Annotated in this window: 12 protein-coding genes; 9 read left to right on the top strand and 3 right to left on the bottom strand. The window is 58.9% G+C overall.

The features are described 5' to 3' along the window. The first annotated feature begins 42 nt into the window (after positions 1 to 42). The 4 genes from PMI01S_RS02825 (at position 43) to PMI01S_RS02810 (ending at position 5918) form a co-directional block, all read left to right on the top strand. Positions 43 to 1275, top strand: a complete 1233-nt coding sequence (locus PMI01S_RS02825; RefSeq protein WP_084317934.1) for an NAD(P)/FAD-dependent oxidoreductase — start codon at positions 43 to 45, stop codon at positions 1273 to 1275. Between the two features lie 39 nt (positions 1276 to 1314). Next, entirely contained in the window at positions 1315 to 1635 is a 321-nt protein-coding gene (locus PMI01S_RS02820; protein WP_084317933.1) for a 2Fe-2S iron-sulfur cluster-binding protein, read from the top strand. A 147-nt stretch (positions 1636 to 1782) separates the two neighbouring features. Beyond that, on the top strand, positions 1783 to 2850 hold the full coding sequence (locus PMI01S_RS02815) for an efflux RND transporter periplasmic adaptor subunit (protein ID WP_208603345.1): 1068 nt from the start codon (positions 1783 to 1785) through the stop codon (positions 2848 to 2850). Further along, on the top strand, positions 2847 to 5918 hold the full coding sequence (locus PMI01S_RS02810; RefSeq protein ID WP_084317931.1) for an efflux RND transporter permease subunit: 3072 nt from the start codon (positions 2847 to 2849) through the stop codon (positions 5916 to 5918). The genes PMI01S_RS02815 and PMI01S_RS02810 overlap by 4 nt, the downstream gene beginning before the upstream one ends. Positions 5919 to 6014: 96 nt before the next feature. Here PMI01S_RS02810 and PMI01S_RS02805 read toward each other — a convergent pair whose 3' ends face one another. Continuing rightward, positions 6015 to 7166: an acyl-CoA dehydrogenase family protein gene (locus PMI01S_RS02805; RefSeq protein WP_090473896.1), complete on the bottom strand. Its 1152-nt coding sequence runs from the start codon at positions 7164 to 7166 to the stop codon at positions 6015 to 6017. Positions 7167 to 7307: 141 nt separating this feature from the next. Here PMI01S_RS02805 and PMI01S_RS02800 point away from each other — a divergent pair, with 141 nt between their 5' ends. After that, a complete protein-coding gene (locus PMI01S_RS02800) occupies positions 7308 to 8756 on the top strand; it encodes an aldehyde dehydrogenase family protein (RefSeq protein ID WP_084317930.1) in 1449 nt (482 codons plus the stop codon). 74 nt (positions 8757 to 8830) lie between these two features. Continuing rightward, complete coding sequence (locus PMI01S_RS02795) at positions 8831 to 10378, top strand: acyl-CoA synthetase (RefSeq protein WP_084317929.1); 1548 nt, start codon at positions 8831 to 8833, stop codon at positions 10376 to 10378. Positions 10379 to 10484: 106 nt separating this feature from the next. Here PMI01S_RS02795 and PMI01S_RS02790 read toward each other — a convergent pair whose 3' ends face one another. Beyond that, on the bottom strand, positions 10485 to 13160 hold the full coding sequence (locus PMI01S_RS02790; protein ID WP_084317928.1) for a winged helix-turn-helix domain-containing protein: 2676 nt from the start codon (positions 13158 to 13160) through the stop codon (positions 10485 to 10487). A 303-nt stretch (positions 13161 to 13463) separates the two neighbouring features. Between PMI01S_RS02790 and PMI01S_RS02785 the strand changes: the two genes are divergently transcribed. Together PMI01S_RS02785 and PMI01S_RS02780 are read left to right on the top strand one after the other, a co-directional pair. Next, the gene (locus PMI01S_RS02785; protein WP_084317927.1) at positions 13464 to 14672 is read left to right on the top strand and encodes an acetyl-CoA C-acetyltransferase; all 1209 of its coding nucleotides are present in this window, start codon (positions 13464 to 13466) and stop codon (positions 14670 to 14672) included. 62 nt (positions 14673 to 14734) lie between these two features. Continuing rightward, the gene (locus tag PMI01S_RS02780; RefSeq protein WP_084317926.1) at positions 14735 to 16882 is read left to right on the top strand and encodes a 3-hydroxyacyl-CoA dehydrogenase NAD-binding domain-containing protein; all 2148 of its coding nucleotides are present in this window, start codon (positions 14735 to 14737) and stop codon (positions 16880 to 16882) included. Positions 16883 to 16969: 87 nt separating this feature from the next. On the opposite strand, the gene PMI01S_RS02775 is transcribed toward PMI01S_RS02780, so the two are convergent. After that, on the bottom strand, positions 16970 to 17743 hold the full coding sequence (locus tag PMI01S_RS02775) for a hypothetical protein (protein ID WP_084317925.1): 774 nt from the start codon (positions 17741 to 17743) through the stop codon (positions 16970 to 16972). A 404-nt stretch (positions 17744 to 18147) separates the two neighbouring features. Here PMI01S_RS02775 and PMI01S_RS02770 point away from each other — a divergent pair, with 404 nt between their 5' ends. Then, the gene (locus PMI01S_RS02770; RefSeq protein ID WP_159439524.1) at positions 18148 to 19509 is read left to right on the top strand and encodes a DUF1329 domain-containing protein; all 1362 of its coding nucleotides are present in this window, start codon (positions 18148 to 18150) and stop codon (positions 19507 to 19509) included. The last annotated feature ends 37 nt before the right edge of the window (positions 19510 to 19546 follow it).

The following is a 19546-nucleotide window of genomic DNA, read 5'->3' as shown; positions in this document are numbered from 1 at the left end:
TACTGGAGAAAAAACCCACAGCCATCTCATCGGGTACCGAGCATGTCTTCAGCACGTGAAATTGCCGTTATCGTCGGCGCCGGCCATGCCGGGGCGGAAGTGGTGGCGGCATTGCGCCAGAACGCTTACGCCGGGCGCATTATTTTGATTGGTGATGAGGCAGAGCTGCCGTATCGGCGACCGCCCTTGTCGAAAAACTATCTGTCTGGCGAAGCCAGCCGCGAGTCGTTGTTGATCCGTAGCGCGGCCGCTTACGACAAATTGGAAGTCGAATGCTGGATTGGCACCCAGGTGCTGGCCATCGACCGGGTAAAGAAAAACATTCTGCTCAGTGATGGGCGCATTCAGGCTTATACCAAGCTGGTACTGGCCACGGGTGGCCGTCCACGTAAATTGCCGGACCCCGCGGCGGATAAATCTAATGTGCATTACATTCGCACCCTGGCCGATATCGATCGGCTGCAAAGCGGCTTTGCCAAGGGTAAACACCTGCTGGTGATTGGTGGTGGCTACATCGGTCTGGAAGCGGCTTCGGTGGGGATAAAAAACGGCCTGCAGGTGACGGTGCTAGAAGCCGCTCCCCGGGTGCTGGCACGGGTGGCCGCGCCGGAAATTTCCGCCTTTTACGAGCGAGCCCACCGGACCCGTGGTGTGGATGTTCGTACCGGTATCAGCGTGCAGGCCTTCCACGGTGAACAGCAGGTGGAGGCGGTACAACTCAGCGATGGCAGCGAACTCCAGGTCGACCTGGTGATCGTTGGTATTGGCATTGTGCCAAACGACGAGTTGGCGCGTTCTGCTGGCCTGGAGGTCAATAACGGCATCGTTGTTGACACCTTCGCGCGAACCAGGGACTCCGACATTCTTGCTGTGGGTGACTGCGCCAACCACGTCAACGGCTTCCTGACCCGGTTGATTCGAATCGAGTCGGTTCCCAGCGCCCAAGAGCAGGGGCGCACCGCCGCGCACTCGATCTGCGGCAAGGATATTCCCCACGTTGCTGTGCCCTGGTTCTGGTCCGATCAGTTCGACCTCAAGTTACAGATGGTTGGCCTCTCCCAGGGTTATGACCGGTTGGTACTTCGAGGTGATCTGGCGAGCGAGTCTTTCAGCGCCTTTTATCTGCGCAACGGCATCGTGCTGTCGGTGGATGCGGTTAACCGCCCGCAGGACTTTATGGTTGCCAAGCGCATGGTGGCCGAGCGCGTTCAGGTCGATCCCCAGGCACTGGCGGATGAGAGTATCAGCCTCAAGTCGTTGCTACCGGCGGCTTGAGGCAGCCGGTTGCCTTTCAAAGAAGCAGGAAGTTGAAACATGGCCAAAGTGATTTTTATCGAAAGCTCTAATGCAGAGCACTGCGTTGAGGCCGAACCCGGCCGAACCCTGATGCAAATCGCCGTCGACAATATGGTCCCTGGCATTTATGGCGAATGTGGCGGCGCCTGTAGTTGCGCCACCTGCCATGTGTATGTCGACCCCGAGTGGCAGGCGCGTTTGCCGGCCAGGAGCAGTGATGAAGCCTTCATGCTCGAAGGCGCCCAGGAGCCCAACGAGCACAGTCGCCTGTGCTGCCAAGTGAAAATGTATGAGGAACTGGATGGCCTGGTACTGAGAATTCCGCTTAGCCAGGGCTAAGCAAAAAGAGCTCCGCAACCCATGGCGGGCCTAGTGTCGGTCAGGGACTTCACGGTCGTCGAGATGCCCTCTCGACGGTCGTTTTTTTATGTGGCCGAGCAGGCATTTCAGTCCGGCACCGCCAGTGAGTCAGGGAGTTTCAAAAAGATGGCCAGGACCTCGGCAAACATGCTTGCGGTGCTGTCGCTGGGGCTGCTGCTCAGCGGTTGCGATGATACCCAGGCTGACTACGCAGGGGGCGTGCCTGTCATCTTGCCCCCTTGGGTTAAAACCGCCCGTGTCGAACTCAGCAATGTCAGTGTTTTGGGTTTGTCTGGCGTGGTGCGGGCGCAGGTGGAAGTGCCGCTGTCCTTTCAGGTGGGCGGCCGCATTATCGCGCGCAAGGTAGATGCCGGTCAGCAAGTACTGGCCGGTGAGCTGCTGTTTGAACTGGACAAACGCGATCTGCAACAGAGCGTGAAGATGGCCACGGCGACATTGCAGGCTGCCGATTTGGCATTGGCCAGTGCCATCAATGATCTGCAGCGTCACCAGCAGCTACAGTCGCGCAATTTTATCAGCACCCAGGCGCTGGAAAATTCGCGGCTGTCGGTGCGTGAAGCACAAACCCGTCGCGATGTGGCGCTTGCGCACCTGGGCCAGATGCGTAACGCCCTCAATTATGGCGAGTTGCGCGCGCCTGCCAATGGCGTGCTGATGGAAGTGGCAGCGGAAGTCGGTCAGGTTTTGGGCGTCGGGCAGACCGTAGCGGTTCTGGCTCAGGCAGGGGCACGGGATGTGGAAGTAAGTTTTCCCGAGCAGATAAAGCCCCCCGCACAGGGCGAATTGCTGCTGGCTCAAGGCGCTTCAATCATAACCCGGCGCGAGCAGGCCGGGGCGTTGGAATCCATAGGGCGTACGTTGCGCGTACGCTACAGTCTGCCGAGCACTGCCGATACGTTGTTGCTTGGCAGTGTGGTGCGCACCCGTTTTTCCATCTCGGCTATTACGGGTCGGACCTTCAGCGTGCCGCTGGCAGCGCTCAATGAGCGTGGTAGTGGGCCCTGTGTGTGGCGGTTGCATGAGGGACTCGTCAGCGCTGTGGCGGTCACGGTGCTGACACTGGACAGCGAGAAGGCGCAGATAAGCGGACCATTGAATCCTGGCGACCATATTGTCTCCGTGGGTACCCATCTGCTGGCAGAGCGGATGCGCGTGCGCGAGCTGAATCCATGAGCTTTCCGAATATCTCGGCGCTGGCAGTTCGCGAGCGCGCAGTCACTTTATTCCTGTTGGTCCTGGCGACGGTAGCCGGGATCTACGCCTTCACCCAGTTGGGGCGTGCCGAAGACCCGGCGTTTACTATTCGCGCCATGATCGTCAGCGTGAAATGGCCGGGTGCCTCCCCGCAGGAGTTACAGGCTCAGGTAGTTGATCGCCTGGAAAAGCGCATTCAGGAGGTTGAACACCTGTATCGCATCGACAGTGCCGTGGCTCAGGGCCAAGCCACCATCCAGGTAGAGTTCGAGGACTACACCACCAAGGAGCAAGTACTCGACCTGCAATACCAAGTGCGCAAAGCCATGGCCGAGGAGGCCGCCAGCCTGCCGCCAGGCGTAGTCGGACCGCTGGTCAACGATGACTTCGGCGACGTCTATTTCAGCCTGATGGCCCTGACCGCCAAGGGCATGCCATTGCGGGAGCTGACCCGTGAAGCTGAGCAGATCCGCGACCGCTTGAACAAAGTGCCCGGCGTACGCAAAGCACAGTTGTTAGGCGAGCGCAGCGAGCGGGTATATGTGGAGTTCGACACCGCACGGCTGAATAACCTCGGCCTGTCGGCAGAGGCTATTTTTGCCGCCATCGATGCCAACAACCGCCTGTTGCCGGCTGGCCAACTGGAAACCAGCGGGCCGCGCGTTTACCTGCGTCTGGACACCGATCTGGCCGATCTTGAGGCTCTGGCTGCGGTACCGCTCAGGGTTGGTAGCCGACTGTTGAAGCTATCGGATGTCGCCCGTATTGGCCGTGGGTATGAAGACCCACCCAGCTATCTGGTGCGCTCACGCGGCGAGGATGCCCTTCTACTCGGAGTGGTGATGGAAAGCGGCATGAACGGTCTGGCACTGGGCGCGCGTCTGTCCGGTTTTCTCGATCGTGAACGCGAAGCCTTGCCGCTAGGTATGGAGCTGGAAAGCCTGGTCAACCAGGCCGATGTGATTGCCGCAGCGGTCAGCCTGTTTCAGGTCAAGTTTTTGATTGCATTGATTGTGGTCGTGGCAGTCAGCGTGCTGGCAATTGGTTGGCGTGCCGGGCTGGTAGTGGGCATCGCCGTACCGCTGACCCTGGGTATCACGTTTGTGACGATGCAGGCGATGGGCATCAACCTTGACCGCATCACCCTGGGAGCCTTGATCATCGCCCTCGGTCTGCTGGTGGATGACGCGATTATCGCCGTGGAAATGATGCTGGTGAAAATGCACGCTGGCTATGAGCGTGCCCATGCTGCCGCCTATGCCTGGACCGCCACGGCGGCGCCGATGCTGTTCGGCACATTGATCACGGTAGCGGGCTTCCTGCCGATTGGTTTTGCCCATTCCTCGGTAGGCGAGTACGCCGGTAACCTGTTTTGGGTGCTACTGGTGGCGTTGACAGCATCCTGGTTGGTGGCGGTTACTTTTGTGCCCTATCTGGGAGTCAAGCTGCTGCCGGATGTTACGGGTCGCGAGCACCAGGCCAGCTATCAGAGACCTTTCTATCGGCTATTGCGCCAGGTGGTGCAAGCCTGCGTGGACTATCGCAAAAGTGTGGTGTCGGTAACCTTGGGGCTGCTGTTGGCGGCGGTGGTGGCCATGGTGTTTCTGGTGCAGAAGCAATTCTTCCCCAGCTCTGATCGCCCGGAAGTGCTGATCAGCGTATTTATGCCAGCCGGTAGCAGTGTGCTCGCCACCGACGCGGTCGTTCGTAAAATGGAAGCACTGTTGTCACCGCAGGCCGAGGTAAAAAGCTACGCCAGCTATGTGGGGGCCGGAGCTCCGCGTTTCTTCATTTCCGCCAACCCGGAAATGCCCAACCCGTCGTTTGCCAAGGTGGTGGCGTTGACCCATGACGCCGCTAGTCGTGACAGGGTGATCGCGAAAATTCAGCAGGCGGTGGCCAATGGAGAGTTTGCCGAAGCACGTATCCGCGTGGTCGAACTCGCTTACGGCCCGCCGGTGACCTGGCCGGTGGAGCTTCGCCTGATTGGCCCCGACCCGATTAAACTGCGTGCCATCGCCCATCAAGTGCGCGAAGTCATGGCCGCCAACTCGCAGGTTCGCGACGCGCATCTGGATTGGGATGAACGGGTGCCGCTGCTGCACCTGGCCATGGACACCGAGCGTTTGCGACTGTTGGGTTTGACCCCGCAGGATGTGTCGCGGCAATTGCAGTTCCAGCTCGACGGCGTGGTGGTGACCCGTGCACGCCAGGATATCCGGACCATCGATGTGGTGGCGCGCATGCAGCGCAGTCTGGATCACCTCGATATCGACAGTCTGCACGCCTTGGAAATTACCACCCCCGAGCAGCGCAAGCTGCCGCTAAGCCAGCTTGGCCAGTTGGAAATCCGTTTTGAAGACCCGCTGATTAAACGCTACAAACGTCAGCGTGAGTTGGTGGTGCAGGGCGACGTCGCGGCTGGCGCGCAACCTGCGGATGTCAGTAGCCAGCTGTGGGCCGAATTGGCCGCCATTCGCGAACAATTGCCGGCGGGCTATCAGATGCTCAATGCCGGTAACCTGGAAGCTTCGGGACGCGCCAACAGTTCGATTGAAAAGCTGCAGCCGCTGATGGTGCTCACCATGCTGTTGTTCATCATGCTGCAGATGCGCTCCTTCAGCGGCACACTCATGGTGGTGGCCACGGCACCTTTGGGGCTGATTGGTGCGGTACTGGCATTGCTGGTGTTCCATCAGCCATTTGGTTTTGTCGCGCTGCTGGGCCTGACCGGATTGGCTGGAATCATCATGCGCAACACGCTGATTCTGGCTCAGCAAGTCAGCGACAATCTGGAGGCAGGGATGGCAGCGAATGAGGGGATTGTCGAGGCCGCAGTGCAGCGCGCCAGGCCGGTGATTCTGACTGCGTTGGCGGCGGTGTTGGCGTTTATTCCGCTGACCCACGACACCTACTGGGGCCCACTGGCGTATGTGTTGATTGGTGGAGTGGCGGTAGGGACAGTGATTACGTTGCTATTGGTTCCCGCGCTATATGCAACGTGGATGAGGGTCGGGCGGGTTGAGGCTTTGCCGCAAGCTCTTTAAAGCAAAAGCTCGCGCCACATAAAGCGAAATGCACAGCAAGAACTCGAGGCGCAAACCTCGCGTTCTTGCTCTTGGGTACGGAGTCGGGAGGGGTACTTACAACGCCCGTCCAATGATCTCTTTGAGAATCTCGTTGGAACCGGCATATATCGGTTCAATCCGTGCGTCGACATACATGCGTGCAATCGGGTACTCGAGCATGTAGCCATGGCCGCCGAACAATTGGAGGCATCGACTCACAATTTCGCATTGTTGTTCGCTGATCCACCATTTGCTCATCGAGGCGATCTCGGCGGTGATGGTGCCGTCCAGGTAGCGCTCCACGGCAAAGTCGGAAAATATCCGGGCGATGGTGGCTGCGGTTTTTACTTCTGCCAGTTCAAAGCGTGCGGTTTGCAGGTCGATCAAGCGCTTGTCGAACATGGTGCGGTCGCGTGCGTAGTCGCGGGTGACGCGAAAGGCGTGCTCCATCACTGCGGCGCAGTTCACTCCGGTGAGAGTGCGCTCGTAGGTGAGGTCTTGCATCATCTGGTAAAACCCACGGCCCTCGATACCGCCGAGCAGGGTGGTTTCCGGCACCAGGCAGTCTTCGAAAAACAGCTCGCAGGTGTCGGAGCCATGCAGGCCGATTTTCTTCAGGCGTTTGCCAACGCGAAAACCGGGGTTGTTTGTTTCGAAAATGAACAACGACACGCCTTTGGCTTTTTCCTTGGGATCGGTTTTCACCGCCAGCACCAGGATGTCGGCAGTAGAACCGTTGGTGATGAAGGTTTTTGCGCCATTGATAAGGTAGTGGTCGCCCTGCTTGATGGCGCGGGTACGCATGTTTTGCAGGTCGGTGCCACCATTGGGTTCAGTCATGCCCATGCCGGCGATCAGTTCGCCGCTGGCCAGGCCGGGCAGGTATTTGTGTTTCTGATCTTCAGTGCCGTAGCGCTCGATGTAATGGGCAGCGATCACGTGGATCTGTTTCCCGCAGCGCCAACTGGAGTCGCCGGCCAGGCACAGTTCCTGGGCCAGCACCGCTTCATGGGCAAAGGTGCCGTCAGAACCGCCATATTCGCTGCCAATGTCCGGCAGCAAGATGCCCGCCGCACCGGCTTTTAGCCATACTTCACGGTCAGTGGCGCCTTGCTCGTACCAGCGCTCCTGATGGGGCGTGACCTCTTCTGCGGTAAAACGCCGGGCCAGGTCTTGCAACGCCAGCAGCTCTTCATTCATCCAGCGTGGTTGGTAACTGTCGATCATAGGAATATCCATGCGTTGCGTTTGGGCTGATGCCTTCATGCTAGGCAGGGGAGGATTCTTCAGTGTCGTCGTTTACGACGATTTCCATCATCGACAGGTTGGTGATGATGAGCTCCAGTCAGTCCCTGCAGAGAACTACCTATGTCTGTCGCTCAGCTACCGATCTTCCCTCCAGCGTCCCTGACGCCGCAGTTGGCGGCGGATATCCAGCGGGTTTTTGCCGCGCAGCAGCACACTGCGTTAACCCTGCGCAGCTCCAGTATCGAGCAACGAGTCGCCAAATTGAAAAGCTTGCGCGCGGTGCTTATGGAGCATCGCGATGCAGTGGTAGAGGCGGCGGCCAAGGATTTCAAACGGCCGGCAGTGGAAGTGGATTTTACCGAGCTGATGCCGGTGATCATGGATATTTCCGACTACTGCAAGCGCCTGCACAAATGGCTGAAACCGCGCCGTGTACGGCCGTCAATGATGATGCTCGGCACCCGTGCCTGGGTGCGTTATGAGCCACGCGGACGCTGCCTGATCATTGCGCCCTGGAACTATCCGGTGACCCTGACCCTCGGCCCGCTCATTCCGGCTATCGCCAGCGGCAATACGGTGATGATCAAAACCTCGGAAATCGCCCCGAACTTGTCCGCTGTGCTGGTGAAGATCATTCGTCAGGTATTCGATGAAACCGAGGTGGCGGTATTCGAAGGGGATGCCACGGTGGCGCAAGCGTTGTTAGAGCTGCCCTTCGACCACTGCTTCTTCACCGGCGCGCCATCGATTGGCAAGGTAGTAATGACGGCCGCTGCCAAGCATCTCACCAGCGTTACCCTGGAACTGGGAGGCAAGTCGCCGGTGGTCGTCGACCGTAGTGCCAATATCGAACTGGCGGCAAAAACCATTGCCTGGGGCAAGTTCATCAATGCCGGGCAAACCTGCATCGCCCCTGACCATATCTATGTGCACAGCAGCGTCAAGGACCCATTCGTCCAGCGCGTCAGTGCGTACCTGACCGAGTGGTACGGCGAGGGTATGGCCGCCAAGGGCGCCGAACTGTCACGCGTCATCAATGCACGTCACAGCCAGCGGGTGGCCAGTCTGATTGACGATGCCAAGGAACGCGGTGCGCGGGTGATTTATGGCGGCGCGGTGGATATCGACGCACACTTCGTCTCGCCGACCCTGCTGGATAATATCCCCGATGATGCGCGGATCATGCACGAGGAGATCTTTGGACCGCTGTTGCCGATCATCAGCTTTGAAACCGTCGATGAGGTAATCGGGCGCATCAATGCCGCACCTAAACCCTTGGCCCTGTATATCTGGAGTAATGACAGCGCCAACACCGACAGCATCATCGCCCGTACCAGTGCCGGCGGCACTTGCGTCAATCATATCGCCGCGCATTTCCTCCATCACAACCTGCCCTTTGGCGGGGTGAACAACTCCGGCATTGGCAGCTACCACGGTGAGTGGGGGATTCGCGCCTTTTCCCATGAACGCGCCATTGTCAAAACCCAGGTGCTGACGGCCAGGTTGTTCTTCCCGCCGTACAAACCCCGGGTACGCAAAATTCTCGGCTGGATGCTCAAGCATCTGTAAGCCAGCGAACAACAACCACAAGCGTGTGTAGCTGCACCCACGCAAGCAATACCCACTGTTATGAGGCCGCTGAGATGAGCGACAAACACCCCCTGCTGTACCCTGGCGCACACGCTACGCGTACGCCGGAAAAACCGGCCGTGATCATGGCCGAAAGCGGCGAGACGCTGACCTACGCCGCCCTGGATACCTATGCCAATCGCTTGGGCCGCCTTTACCAATGGCTCGGTTTGAAGCCTGGCGATCATGTTGCGTACTGCCTTGAAAACCGTTTGGAATGTCCAGCGGTGCAATGGGGCGCCCACTATGTGGGGCTGTATTACACCTTTATCAGCACTCGCCTGACTGGCGCGGAAGCGGCGTATATCGTCGCCGACTGCGAAGCGCAGGTGCTGCTGGTCAGCGCCAAGACCGCGCCGGCTATTCTCGATGCCGTGCGCGCCTTGCCGCGCCCGCCACAAATCTACAGCCTGGACCCGGTGCCAGGGGTGAAGCTGTTTGACGACGCCCTGTCGGCCTTTGATGGCAGCCCGATCCGCGATGCGGTGGAGGGCAGCGAAATGCTCTATTCCTCTGGCACTACCGGCCGGCCGAAAGGGGTCAAACCCAACCTCACAGGGTTACCGCTAGGTAGCACGGCGGTAATCGCCGGTCTGATGCAACGGGGGTTTGGCGTGAACGAGGAGTCGCTGTACTACTCACCATCGCCGTACTACCACGCCGCGCCGATGAAGTGGGGGCAGGGTATGACCATCCTTGGCGGCACCCTGGTAATGGCGGAAAAATTCGACGCGGAAAATACGCTAAAGGCCATCGAGCGTTATCGGGTCACCCATAGCCAGTGGGTACCGACCATGTTCCATCGACTGCTCGCATTGCCGCAGGAGGTCAGCCGACGTTATGACCTGTCCAGCCAAAGGGTTGCGGTGCACGCCGGGGCGCCATGCCCGGTACCGACCAAGCAAGCGATGATCGCGTGGTGGGGGCCGATCCTTGCCGAGTTCTACTCCTGCACCGAAAGTATCGGCTCGACCATGGTCGACAGCAAAACAGCACTGGAGCGTCCCGGTACCGTGGGCCGTGCCATTCTGGGCGAGCTGCATATTATCGGTGGCGACGGCGAGGAAGTGCCGGTGGGTGAAGACGGTCTGGTGTATTTCGCCAACGGCCCGAAATTCAGCTATCACAAAGATCCGGAGAAAACTGCGGAAGCATTGAACGACAAGGGCTGGGCGACCGTGGGCGATATCGGTCATCTGGATGCCGACGGTTTCCTGTACCTGACCGACCGCAAGAACAACATGATCATTTCCGGTGGTGTGAACGTGTACCCGCAGGAAACGGAAAATGTGCTGGTAACGCATCCGAAAGTTTTTGATGTTGCAGTAATCGGCACGCCCCACAGCGACTTTGGCGAAGAAGTGCGTGCAGTCGTGCAATTGGAGCCTGGGGTGGAGGTGTGTGCGTCGTTGACTGAGGAGCTGATTGCTTTCTGCCGTGAACAATTGTCACCGATCAAATGCCCACGGGTGATCGACTTTGTCGACACCTTGCCTCGTGAGCCGAACGGAAAGCTGCTCAAACGCTTGCTGCGTGACGAGTACCGAGCGCGGATGTCGTAGCGGTTTAACAGCATGAGAAAAGCCGCCTTCGGGCGGCTTTTTTGCTGATGGCCAATCCAGGCTTCAAGGTGCAGATCAAAAGGTCGTCGCGAGTCGGTACTTTACGTTAGTTGCAAAGCCCCATCTTCCGCGCGATGGCGATGGCCTGGGTGCGGCTGCTGGCGTGAAGTTTGAGATTGATGTTGCGCAGATGGGTGCGCACAGTGGAGTCAGAGACGAAGAGTTTTTCCGCCATTGCAGCGTTGGATAAACCCTGGTCCAGCAAGCTGAGCACTTTCAGCTCTTTTTGTGTCAGCGGATCTACCAATCCACTGCTGCCGATGGGCGCTGCGGGGGGCGAGGCGCTTTTACGCAGCCAGCGATCGAGGTGGTACTCGCTGTTTGTATCACTTTCGTCCAGATCGCGGTGTAGCTCGCCGAGCATGGCCTGAATCACTGCACCTTCTTCCAGAAAGCTACGAATATAGCCTTCGTTCTGGGCAAACTTCAGGGCCCGGTCAAGCGTGCGCAGCGCCATTTTTTCTTGCCCGTCGGTGTACAGGGCCTCGGCCAGCAGGATGCGCAGTTTCAACGCGCGGCGCCCGCGCATCAGGCGTTCGGCTTCGGCCAGCTCGGTGCGCAGCGGGGCGATGGCCTGGTGCGCCGAGTCGGTACGGAGCATCAGCCGGAGACGGGCGATGGTCGGGGTCAGGGTGTCGTTGGCGATAAACCAGTAGTTACTGGCATCGGCCCAGTGGAAGCTTTGTTCGGCCAGCGTCAATTGTTCCCGCGCGCCAACCTGGTCGCCGTGAGCGAGATTTTGCATGGCGCGCTCCAGGCGCGCACTGGCTGCCACCCTGGGCTGCCCCAGGCGGTGGCCGACAGCTTCAAGCTCAGTGAGAAGTTGCAGGGCGCGATCACGGTCACCTTTTTCATCGGCGATACGTGCCAGCAGGGTGTGGGCGGTAATCAGTGCGTCGGATAAACCGAGGTCTTGCACCAGCGGAGCGTAGACCAGCAGCAGGCGCTGGGCTTCTTCGCATTGATCGCTTTCGTACAGCGCTTCGCCCAATTGAATGGCTGCCAGGGCATTGCCATTGCGGTCGCGGCGGCGTTCAGCCTTGAGCATGGTGGTGGCCAAGCGCAAGCGTGCGGTGGTTTGTTTCAGGCGGCCGGCCATCATGTCCAGCAGGGCCTCCGCCGATTCGGCGAGGACAAAACCAAAAGCACCGGACGAGTCGCTTTGTGCGCGGCGTGCTTGGTCGACGAAGTGGTGGGCCTCTTGGTGCAGGCCCAGAATGATGCTTGTCTGGGTCAGTGCCTGATTGAGCATGGCCCAGGCAAATGGGTAGTCCATCGACACCTCGGTTAGCGCTTGCATACCCAGCTCATGGGCCTCAGCGATGCGATCCATCATTACCAGCAGCATCGGTCGCAGCGCTTTCAAGTAGGCGGCGGACTCCCCGGAAAGGGTGTCTGTGGCGATATCGGCGACCCGCATCAGCGCTTCTTTCGGCCCCCAGGTAAACGCTGTGCACCAGGCATGGATCAGGCGCAGCCGTGGGTGGCCTTGCAACTCGGTCTTTGGTAACTGGCCGATGCATTCGGCCAACAGGCGCAGGCGTCCTTGGCTCAGCAGGTTGTCGACGTGGGTGTAGATCAGCTTGATGGCCATGGCAGTATCGCCGGACAGCAAGGCGTGGCGAATCGCTGGAATGGCCCGCTCTTGCGCCAGGTAGGCGGCGCAGGCGGCCAGGTGCAGCCCGCGCAGCTCTTCGCGGTGACGGCGATGCAATTGGTGGCGGAGAAAGTCCAGAAACAGGCTGTGGTAGCGGTACAGGTCGCGCTGTTCGTCGATGGGCACGAGAAACAGTTGATGACGCTCCAGCTCGTGGATCAACTCCAGGCTATCGCTACATCCGCACACGGCGTTGCATAGGTCCGGACTGAGTTCATCGAGCATGCTGCTGCGCAGCAGAAACAAGCGCAGCGGTTCGGGCAGGGCGGCCAGAACGTCCTCGGCCAGGTAGGCGGCGATGGCTGCGTTGGAACCGGAGAACGAGTCAAGGAATTTGTCCGTATCGCCGTGGTTTTCCAGGGCTAGCGAGGCCAGCCACAGGGCAGTCACCCAACCTTCGGTACTGGCTTGCAGGCGTTCAACTTGACGGGTGTTGAGACCCACGCCGCGGCGCTGGGTAAGGAAGTTCTGAGTTTCGTCGGCGCTGAAGCGCAGGCCTGCAGCATCGATTTCGGTCAGGGTGCCCCGGACGCGTAAACGGGCCAGGCCTATGTCCGGCAGAGTGCGGCTGCCAATCACCAGGCAGGCTTTGTTGGGGATGGCCTCAATGCCACGAGCTACCAGTCCCAGTATTACCGGATTGCGGATGGCTTCGAAATCGTCGAAGAAAATCGCCACCGGAGTAGGATTGGCGGCCAAATGTTCAAGAATCCATTCCACCAGGTCGGCATTGCGCAGTTGTACCAATGCCTGTTGCGCTCCGTCGCGCTGCAGCGTGGCAACGGCGCAGGAAAAGCCATTCAGAAAGCGTGATACGTCATTGTCGCCATCGTCCAGGGTCAACCAGATGGTGGCAATGCCTTGCTGGCGATAGCGCGCGAGCAATTGGGTCATAAAAGTGGTTTTGCCAAATCCGGCAGGCGCATGAACCAGCACGGCGCGGCTGGTTTCGGCTTGCCCGGCACGTTCGAGCATGGCCTGACGAGGGACTTCGTAGCGCGAGGTAGCAGGGGCGGTCACCTTTGTTTGCGAAATATAGGGTGACTGGCGTGGACTCGAAGGCATCGGAAATCCTTTGCGGGCTTGTCGGAGTCCGCGTGTTTTTATTGGATTTTTAAACTACGAGCTAGCGGCTTTTGGCGCAAGCGCTATTACCTGTCGTCGAACTACACCGGAAAATCTGCGACAGCGCTGGCCAATCCCGCAACTGACGGTGTACGCGGGCTCGTAATCCGGTGGTCCGCGTGACGGCTGAGTGCATGATCTGACCGCAGCTGCGTTTGGTGATCGTCGCTTCCGACGATGTGGGCTCAGGGTGTTGTTCTTAGGCTGCGGTCATACAACCGTAATCGCCAAGAGGAACCTCCAATGTCACAGGCAGTATTCATTTACGACGCCGTCCGAACGCCGCGTGGTAAGGGCAAAAAAGACGGTTCACTGTTCACCGTCAAACCTGTGCACCTGGCTGCCGGGCTGCTCACCGAGCTGCAACATCGGCATGATCTGGACACTGCACGCGTCGACGATGTGGTGCTGGGTTGCGGCCAGCCCGTGGGGGAGCAGGGCGGTGATGTGGCCAAGTGCACAGTGCAATACGCCGGCTGGGACGAAAGCGTGCCGGGTGTGCAGATCGACCGATTCTGTGCCTCGGGTCTGGAGGCGGTCAACCAGGCGGCCAGCCGTATTGCCAGTGGTTGGGAAGACTTGATCGTGGCCGGTGGCGTCGAGTCGATGTCACGCCTGCCCATGGGAGTTGCCGGTGGCGCCTGGATTCAGGATCCGGAAATCGCCTTCAAGCTGCAATCGGTGCCGCAAGGTATTGGTGCCGATCTGCTGGCCATGCTCGACGGCTACTCCCGGGAAGACGTCGACCGCTTTGCCTTGCAGTCGCAGCAGCGCGCCGCCCATGCCCGCGACAGTGGTTACTTTGATCGCTCGGTGGTGCCAGTGCGTGACGTTAACGGCCTGGTGGTTCTGAAGCGCGATGAGTTCATTAAGCCGGCCACCACCATGGACGCCCTGGGCCAACTGAACCCGTCATTCGCCGCCATGGGCAAGGTGGGCTATGCCGATATCGCTCTGCGCAAATACCCGCAGGTGGCGCGTATCGAACATGTCCATACCGCCGGTAACTCTTCCGGGATTGTCGACGGTGCCAGCGCGACCCTGCTGGGTAGCGAGAAAGTGGGCAAGGAACTGGGCCTGATCCCGCGTGGACGGATAATCGCTACGGCTGTGCTCTCCACTGAACCCACGCTGATGCTCGCCGGTCCTGGTCCTGCGGCTAAAAAAGCCTTGGCCAAAGCAGGGCTGACCGTAGCGGATATCGACCTTTTCGAGATCAACGAGGCTTTTGCCTCGGTGGCCCTGCGCTTTATGCGCGACCTGGGCATTTCCGCCGAGATCACCAACGTCAACGGCGGCGCCATTGCCCTGGGACACCCGATTGGCGCGACCGGCGCGATGCTGGTGGGTACCGTGCTGGATGAGCTGGAGCGGCGCAATCTCAAACGCGGTCTGATCGCCCTGTGTGTCGGCGGCGGGATGGGCATCGCCACCATTATCGAGCGCGTTTAATCCCTTTTTTTCGCGCAGCCCGTACCGGTTGCGCCGGACCTATTGGCACGAGATACCCGACTATGAACGCATTCAATTACGAAAAGGACGTTGACGGCATTGTCACCATTACTATGGACATGCCAGGCCCAGTTAACGCCATGAACCAGTTGTACCGCGACACTATGAACGCCACCTTGCAACGTCTGGAGCAGGAAAGCGGTTTGATCGGCGTGGTGATTGCCTCGGCGAAAAGCACCTTCTTTGCTGGCGGCGATCTTAATGAACTGACCGACTTCAAACCGGGCGATGAGGCGGATTTTCAGGCCAAGATCGAACTGACCAAAAACGACCTGCGCCGCCTGGAACGGTTGCCCGTTCCGGTGGTGGCTGCCATCAATGGCGCGGCGCTGGGCGGCGGTTTTGAGATCGTGCTGGCCTGTAACTACCGTGTACTGCTTAACCAGTCAGGCACGGTGGTGGGCTTGCCGGAAGTGTCGCTCGGCCTATTGCCGGGAGCGGGCGGTATTGTGCGCCTGGTCAACACTTTGGGCCTGGAAAAAACCCTGCCGTTGTTGCTGGAGGGCAAGCGCCTGAAGCCAGTCGAAGCACTGGGTCTGGGTTTGGTCAACGAACTGGTAGAGCGGGGTGATGCCCTGGTGCCCGCGGCGAAAGCCTGGATAAAGGCTCAGGTCAGCAATGAGCTGGCGTCCGTGCAGCCGTGGGACCGCAAAGGCCACAAGATTCCCGGTGGCACCGTCCAGCAACCGAATGTAGCGCAAATGCTCTCCGGCGCCCTGGCGATGACGGCGAAAAATACCCGGGGACTGCTGCCCGCACCGGAACGCATTCTGGCGGTGGCGGCGGAAAGTACCTTACTGGATTTTGACGCCGCGCTGATCGTCGAAACCCGTGGCCTGACCTTTCTGGCGGGTAGCGTGCAAGCGAAGAACATCATCAATACGATGTTCTTCCAGATGAATGAAGTGAACGGTGGCTCCAGTCGACCGAAGGGTTTTGAAAAGACAACGGTCAACAAGCTCGGGGTGCTGGGCGCTGGCATGATGGGCAATGGCATCGCCCATGTGGCGGCCAAGGTTGGCATTGAAGTGGTGCTGCTGGATGTCAGTATGGAGGCGGCCGAGCGCGGCAAGGCAAATGTGGAAAAACTGCTGAACAAGCTGGTCAGCCAAGGGCGGCTGAGCGAAGGCAAACAAACAGAAATTCTTCGCCTGATCACCCCGACTACCGATTATGCTGACCTGGAGGGTGCAGATTTTATCGTCGAAGCCGTGTTCGAAAGCGTGGAGCTAAAAGCTCAGGTCACCGCCAAGGCCGAAGCCTGCCTGCCAGCAACATCTGTGTTTGGTACCAATACCTCAACCCTGCCTATTTCAATGCTGGCCAAGGCCTCGCAGCGCCCGACTAATTTCATTGGCATTCACTTCTTTTCTCCAGTGGAAAAAATGCCCCTGGTGGAAATTATCTGCGGCGAGCAAACCAGCGATGAAGCGCTGGCCAAGGCTTTCGACTTCGCTCGGCAGATTGGTAAGACTGCCATCGTGGTCAACGATTCCTTGGGCTTTTTCACCTCTCGCACGTTCGGCAGCTACTTCGATGAAGGCTGCAAACTGCTACTTGAAGGGGTGGACCCGATCCTGATCGACAACCTCGGCAAGCAGGTTGGTATGCCGGTAGGCCCGCTGACCGTCCTGGATGAGGTAAGCCTGGAGCTGATGCGTAAGGTCAACGAAACCCAGAAAGCCATGGGCGTATTTGCCACGGTGTTCGATAACAGTCATAGCGACGAAGTCGGCAATATCTTGATCAATGACCACAAGCGTCCAGGCCGGCATTACGGCGGCGGTTTCTACGACTACCCCGAGGGCGGCGAAAAGACCATCTGGCCGGGCCTGTACCAGCTGTTCTACAAGGCGGAAGTGCAGGTGCCAGTTGCCGATATCAAGGAGCGCTTGCTGTTCCGTCAGGTGATCGAAGCGGCCAAATGCCTGGACGAGGGCGTGTTGCGCTCGGTGGCGGACGGCAACGTCGGCTCTATTCTTGGCATCGGTGCGCCGGTATGGACGGGCGGGTTTCTGCAGTTCATCAATGGCTATGGATTACAGCGATTTATTGCCCGTTCCCGTGAGTTGGCCGAGATTTACGGTGAGCGTTTTGCCCCGCCGGCGTTGCTGCTGAGTAAGGCTGAGGCGGGCGAAACGTTGCACTGATAAGCAAGCCCGTCACTCCTGTGGAGCGATCATACTCAGCGTAAAAAAAGCCTCGATGCAGTGATGCACCGGGGCTTTTTGTTGGGCTTAGCGGTTCGGAATGTCGGCCACGGCCATCAGCGTTCCTACAGTCAGGACCGCCAGCGCGACAGTGGCGGCGCTGCACAGGTAGAGCGCCAACGCTGGCAGCTGACTGGTGTCGGTGCCCAGCAGGTTGTACATCGGCCAGCCTGCAGCGGCATGGCCCATAAACGCGCCGGAGGGCATCAGGCCAACCACCAGCAGTTGCCGCCATCCCTGGAGGCGCGGGTACAGCTTGTAGATCAGGATAAAAGGCACCAGCACTGCGCTGGTATTGGCGAACATCCACCAGATGGGCATGTAGCCGATTTTCGGAAGTTGCTCGCCGTAGTACAGCCAGACCCCGAAGTGCAGGGGGATCTGTTCCACCAATGCCGCGCTGAGCACCACGCTGCCGAAAATGCCCCAGACAAACCGCTGGGTCAGATTTCGCTGCTTGAGCATGCTGTAGCAAAGCAGCGGCGCGCCGGCAAAATACCACAGGTAACCAATCAGCACGGCCCAGGGCACAGGGTGGCCATTGGTAGTGATCAGATTGAACTGACCGATTTGAGGGTGCAGTGCATTGCCCAGCAAATCAACCACGGGTTCCAGGTAAAGGGTGAGCGCTGCACCGGCGAGTAACAGCAGTGGCAACAGCGAGCGCTCGCGAAACGCCAGGCGCAAGGCGAGCAACACAAAAAGCAGGGCGCCGACACCATACAGGATCGTGGTCCATAGCTGAGCGGTAGCGGGCATCAGCAGATCGGAGGGCGGGTGAGTGAAGGTGGGATCGAGCATGGCGGTTCAACCTGTTGTTATAGGAGGAGGTCGAGACTAACTACCATTGATAGTGGGTTATTCGTCTGGAGCGACGATTCAGTTTTTTGTCGTCGAGCAGTTGAAAGTGGGCAGGTGGATGTGCTCTTTTATATCGTCGATGTAACGTTCGTTATGGTATGTCGGCTGCGACCCGCTGCGGCCTGAGTTGTTTTCGTCGTTTCCGACGACACCAACGAGTGGAGGGAGGCGTAACGTAAATTCAGCAATCGGTGGTACGGCGCTAAGCGGCTTCTGCCACCTGGTTCCTGCTTGATAGCTGCAGTGGTTGCATGACGGAGAGATTCCGCCTTGCAGATCTCGACGACTATGAGTCTGGCGTTGTAATGGCGGCGCCACCCGATAATAAAACAAGAGAGGGAAGCATGAAGCGTAGCAACTACTTAGTAGGCGCGTGGGCCTTGAGTGCACTGGTCGGCGCCATTCAGACTGCCGCGGCAGACGACGCTGCCAAGTTGGGCGGGCCGGAACTGACTGCCTTCGGCGCGCAGAAAACGGCGAATGCCGACGGCACTATTCCAGCCTATACAGGCGAAGCAATCAAAATTCCCTCCTGCTACGACAAAAGCGCGCCGAATAACTACTGCGACCCTTGGAACGACAAGGTTCTTTACACCGTTACCGCGCAAAACCTCAATCAGTACGCGGCGCATTTGACCGAAGGGCAGAAGGCCCTGTTCAAACAGTACCCCGAGTTCAAAATGCAGGTGTACCCAACACGGCGTACCGCGCGTTTCCCTGAGTACTATCTGGCCAACACTGCCAAGAACGTTGACGCCTGCAAAACCGGTAATGCCGGGATCACCATCGAAGGCTGCTATGGCGGTGTGCCGTTCCCATTCCCTAAGACGGGTAACGAGGTCATCTGGAACCACCAGATGCAGTACAACCCCAATCTGCTCGGCAACCTTCGCTCGTACTTTGTCGATGGCAGTGGCCGGCGCATTCTGGTTAACGCGGAGAAACTCTGGTTCGCCAATGACTTTGTCTCCGAAGCCAAAAGCGGGCCCCGTGACAGCAGCGTGGAATACTTCCGCGTGCGTATCGCGCTGTACGATCCGCCCCGTCGTAACGGTGAACAGACTCTTGTGCGTACCAACCTCGACGGCGAGCAGCGCGCCTGGCAATACTTGCCTGGGCAGCGCCGTGTGAAGATGGCTCCTGACCTGTCTTACGACACGCCGTCGCCAGTAGCGGGCGGGATCACCACCATGGACCAGCAGCGTCTGTTCCTGGGGCGCCAGGATCGCTACGACTTCAAGTACATTGGCGTGGAAGAGAAGTTGATCAACTACAACAACTTCGCCATCTACGATTACAACGCGTGCGGCGAGGACAAGCTGTTTACCAAAAACTTCCCCAATCCGGAGTGCATGCGCTGGGAACTGCACCGTGTGCGGGTAGTGGAGGCCACCCTGAAGCCCGGCTTCCGCCACCTGTTGCCCAAGCGTCGTTTCTATCTGGATGAAGATATCTCCAGCGCTGGCACTGCCGATAGCTACGATGCCGCTGGCAAGCTGATCCGCGTCGACACCATGCCCACCATTCCAAACTATGTGTTTGGTTATGGGATGATCCCGGACCAGACCGTGACCCTCGACCTTGAGCGCGGTGCCTATATGGTTCCGTCCTTCACTGCCTTCAAAGGAGGCGGCTACGGAGAGGTCAAGGAACACCCTGGAACTACCTACTCGTCTGAAGACATGGCGCAAAGCGGTATTCGCTAAGCGTTCAACGTAGTCGGGAATGAGAGCCTGCAAACAG

It is taken from the genome of Pseudomonas migulae NBRC 103157, from assembly GCF_002091715.1.
Classification (GTDB): Bacteria; Pseudomonadota; Gammaproteobacteria; order Pseudomonadales; family Pseudomonadaceae; genus Aquipseudomonas; species Aquipseudomonas migulae_A.
The sequence above is the reverse complement of the archived record's forward strand: the minus strand, read 5'-3'. Positions and strand labels throughout refer to the sequence as shown.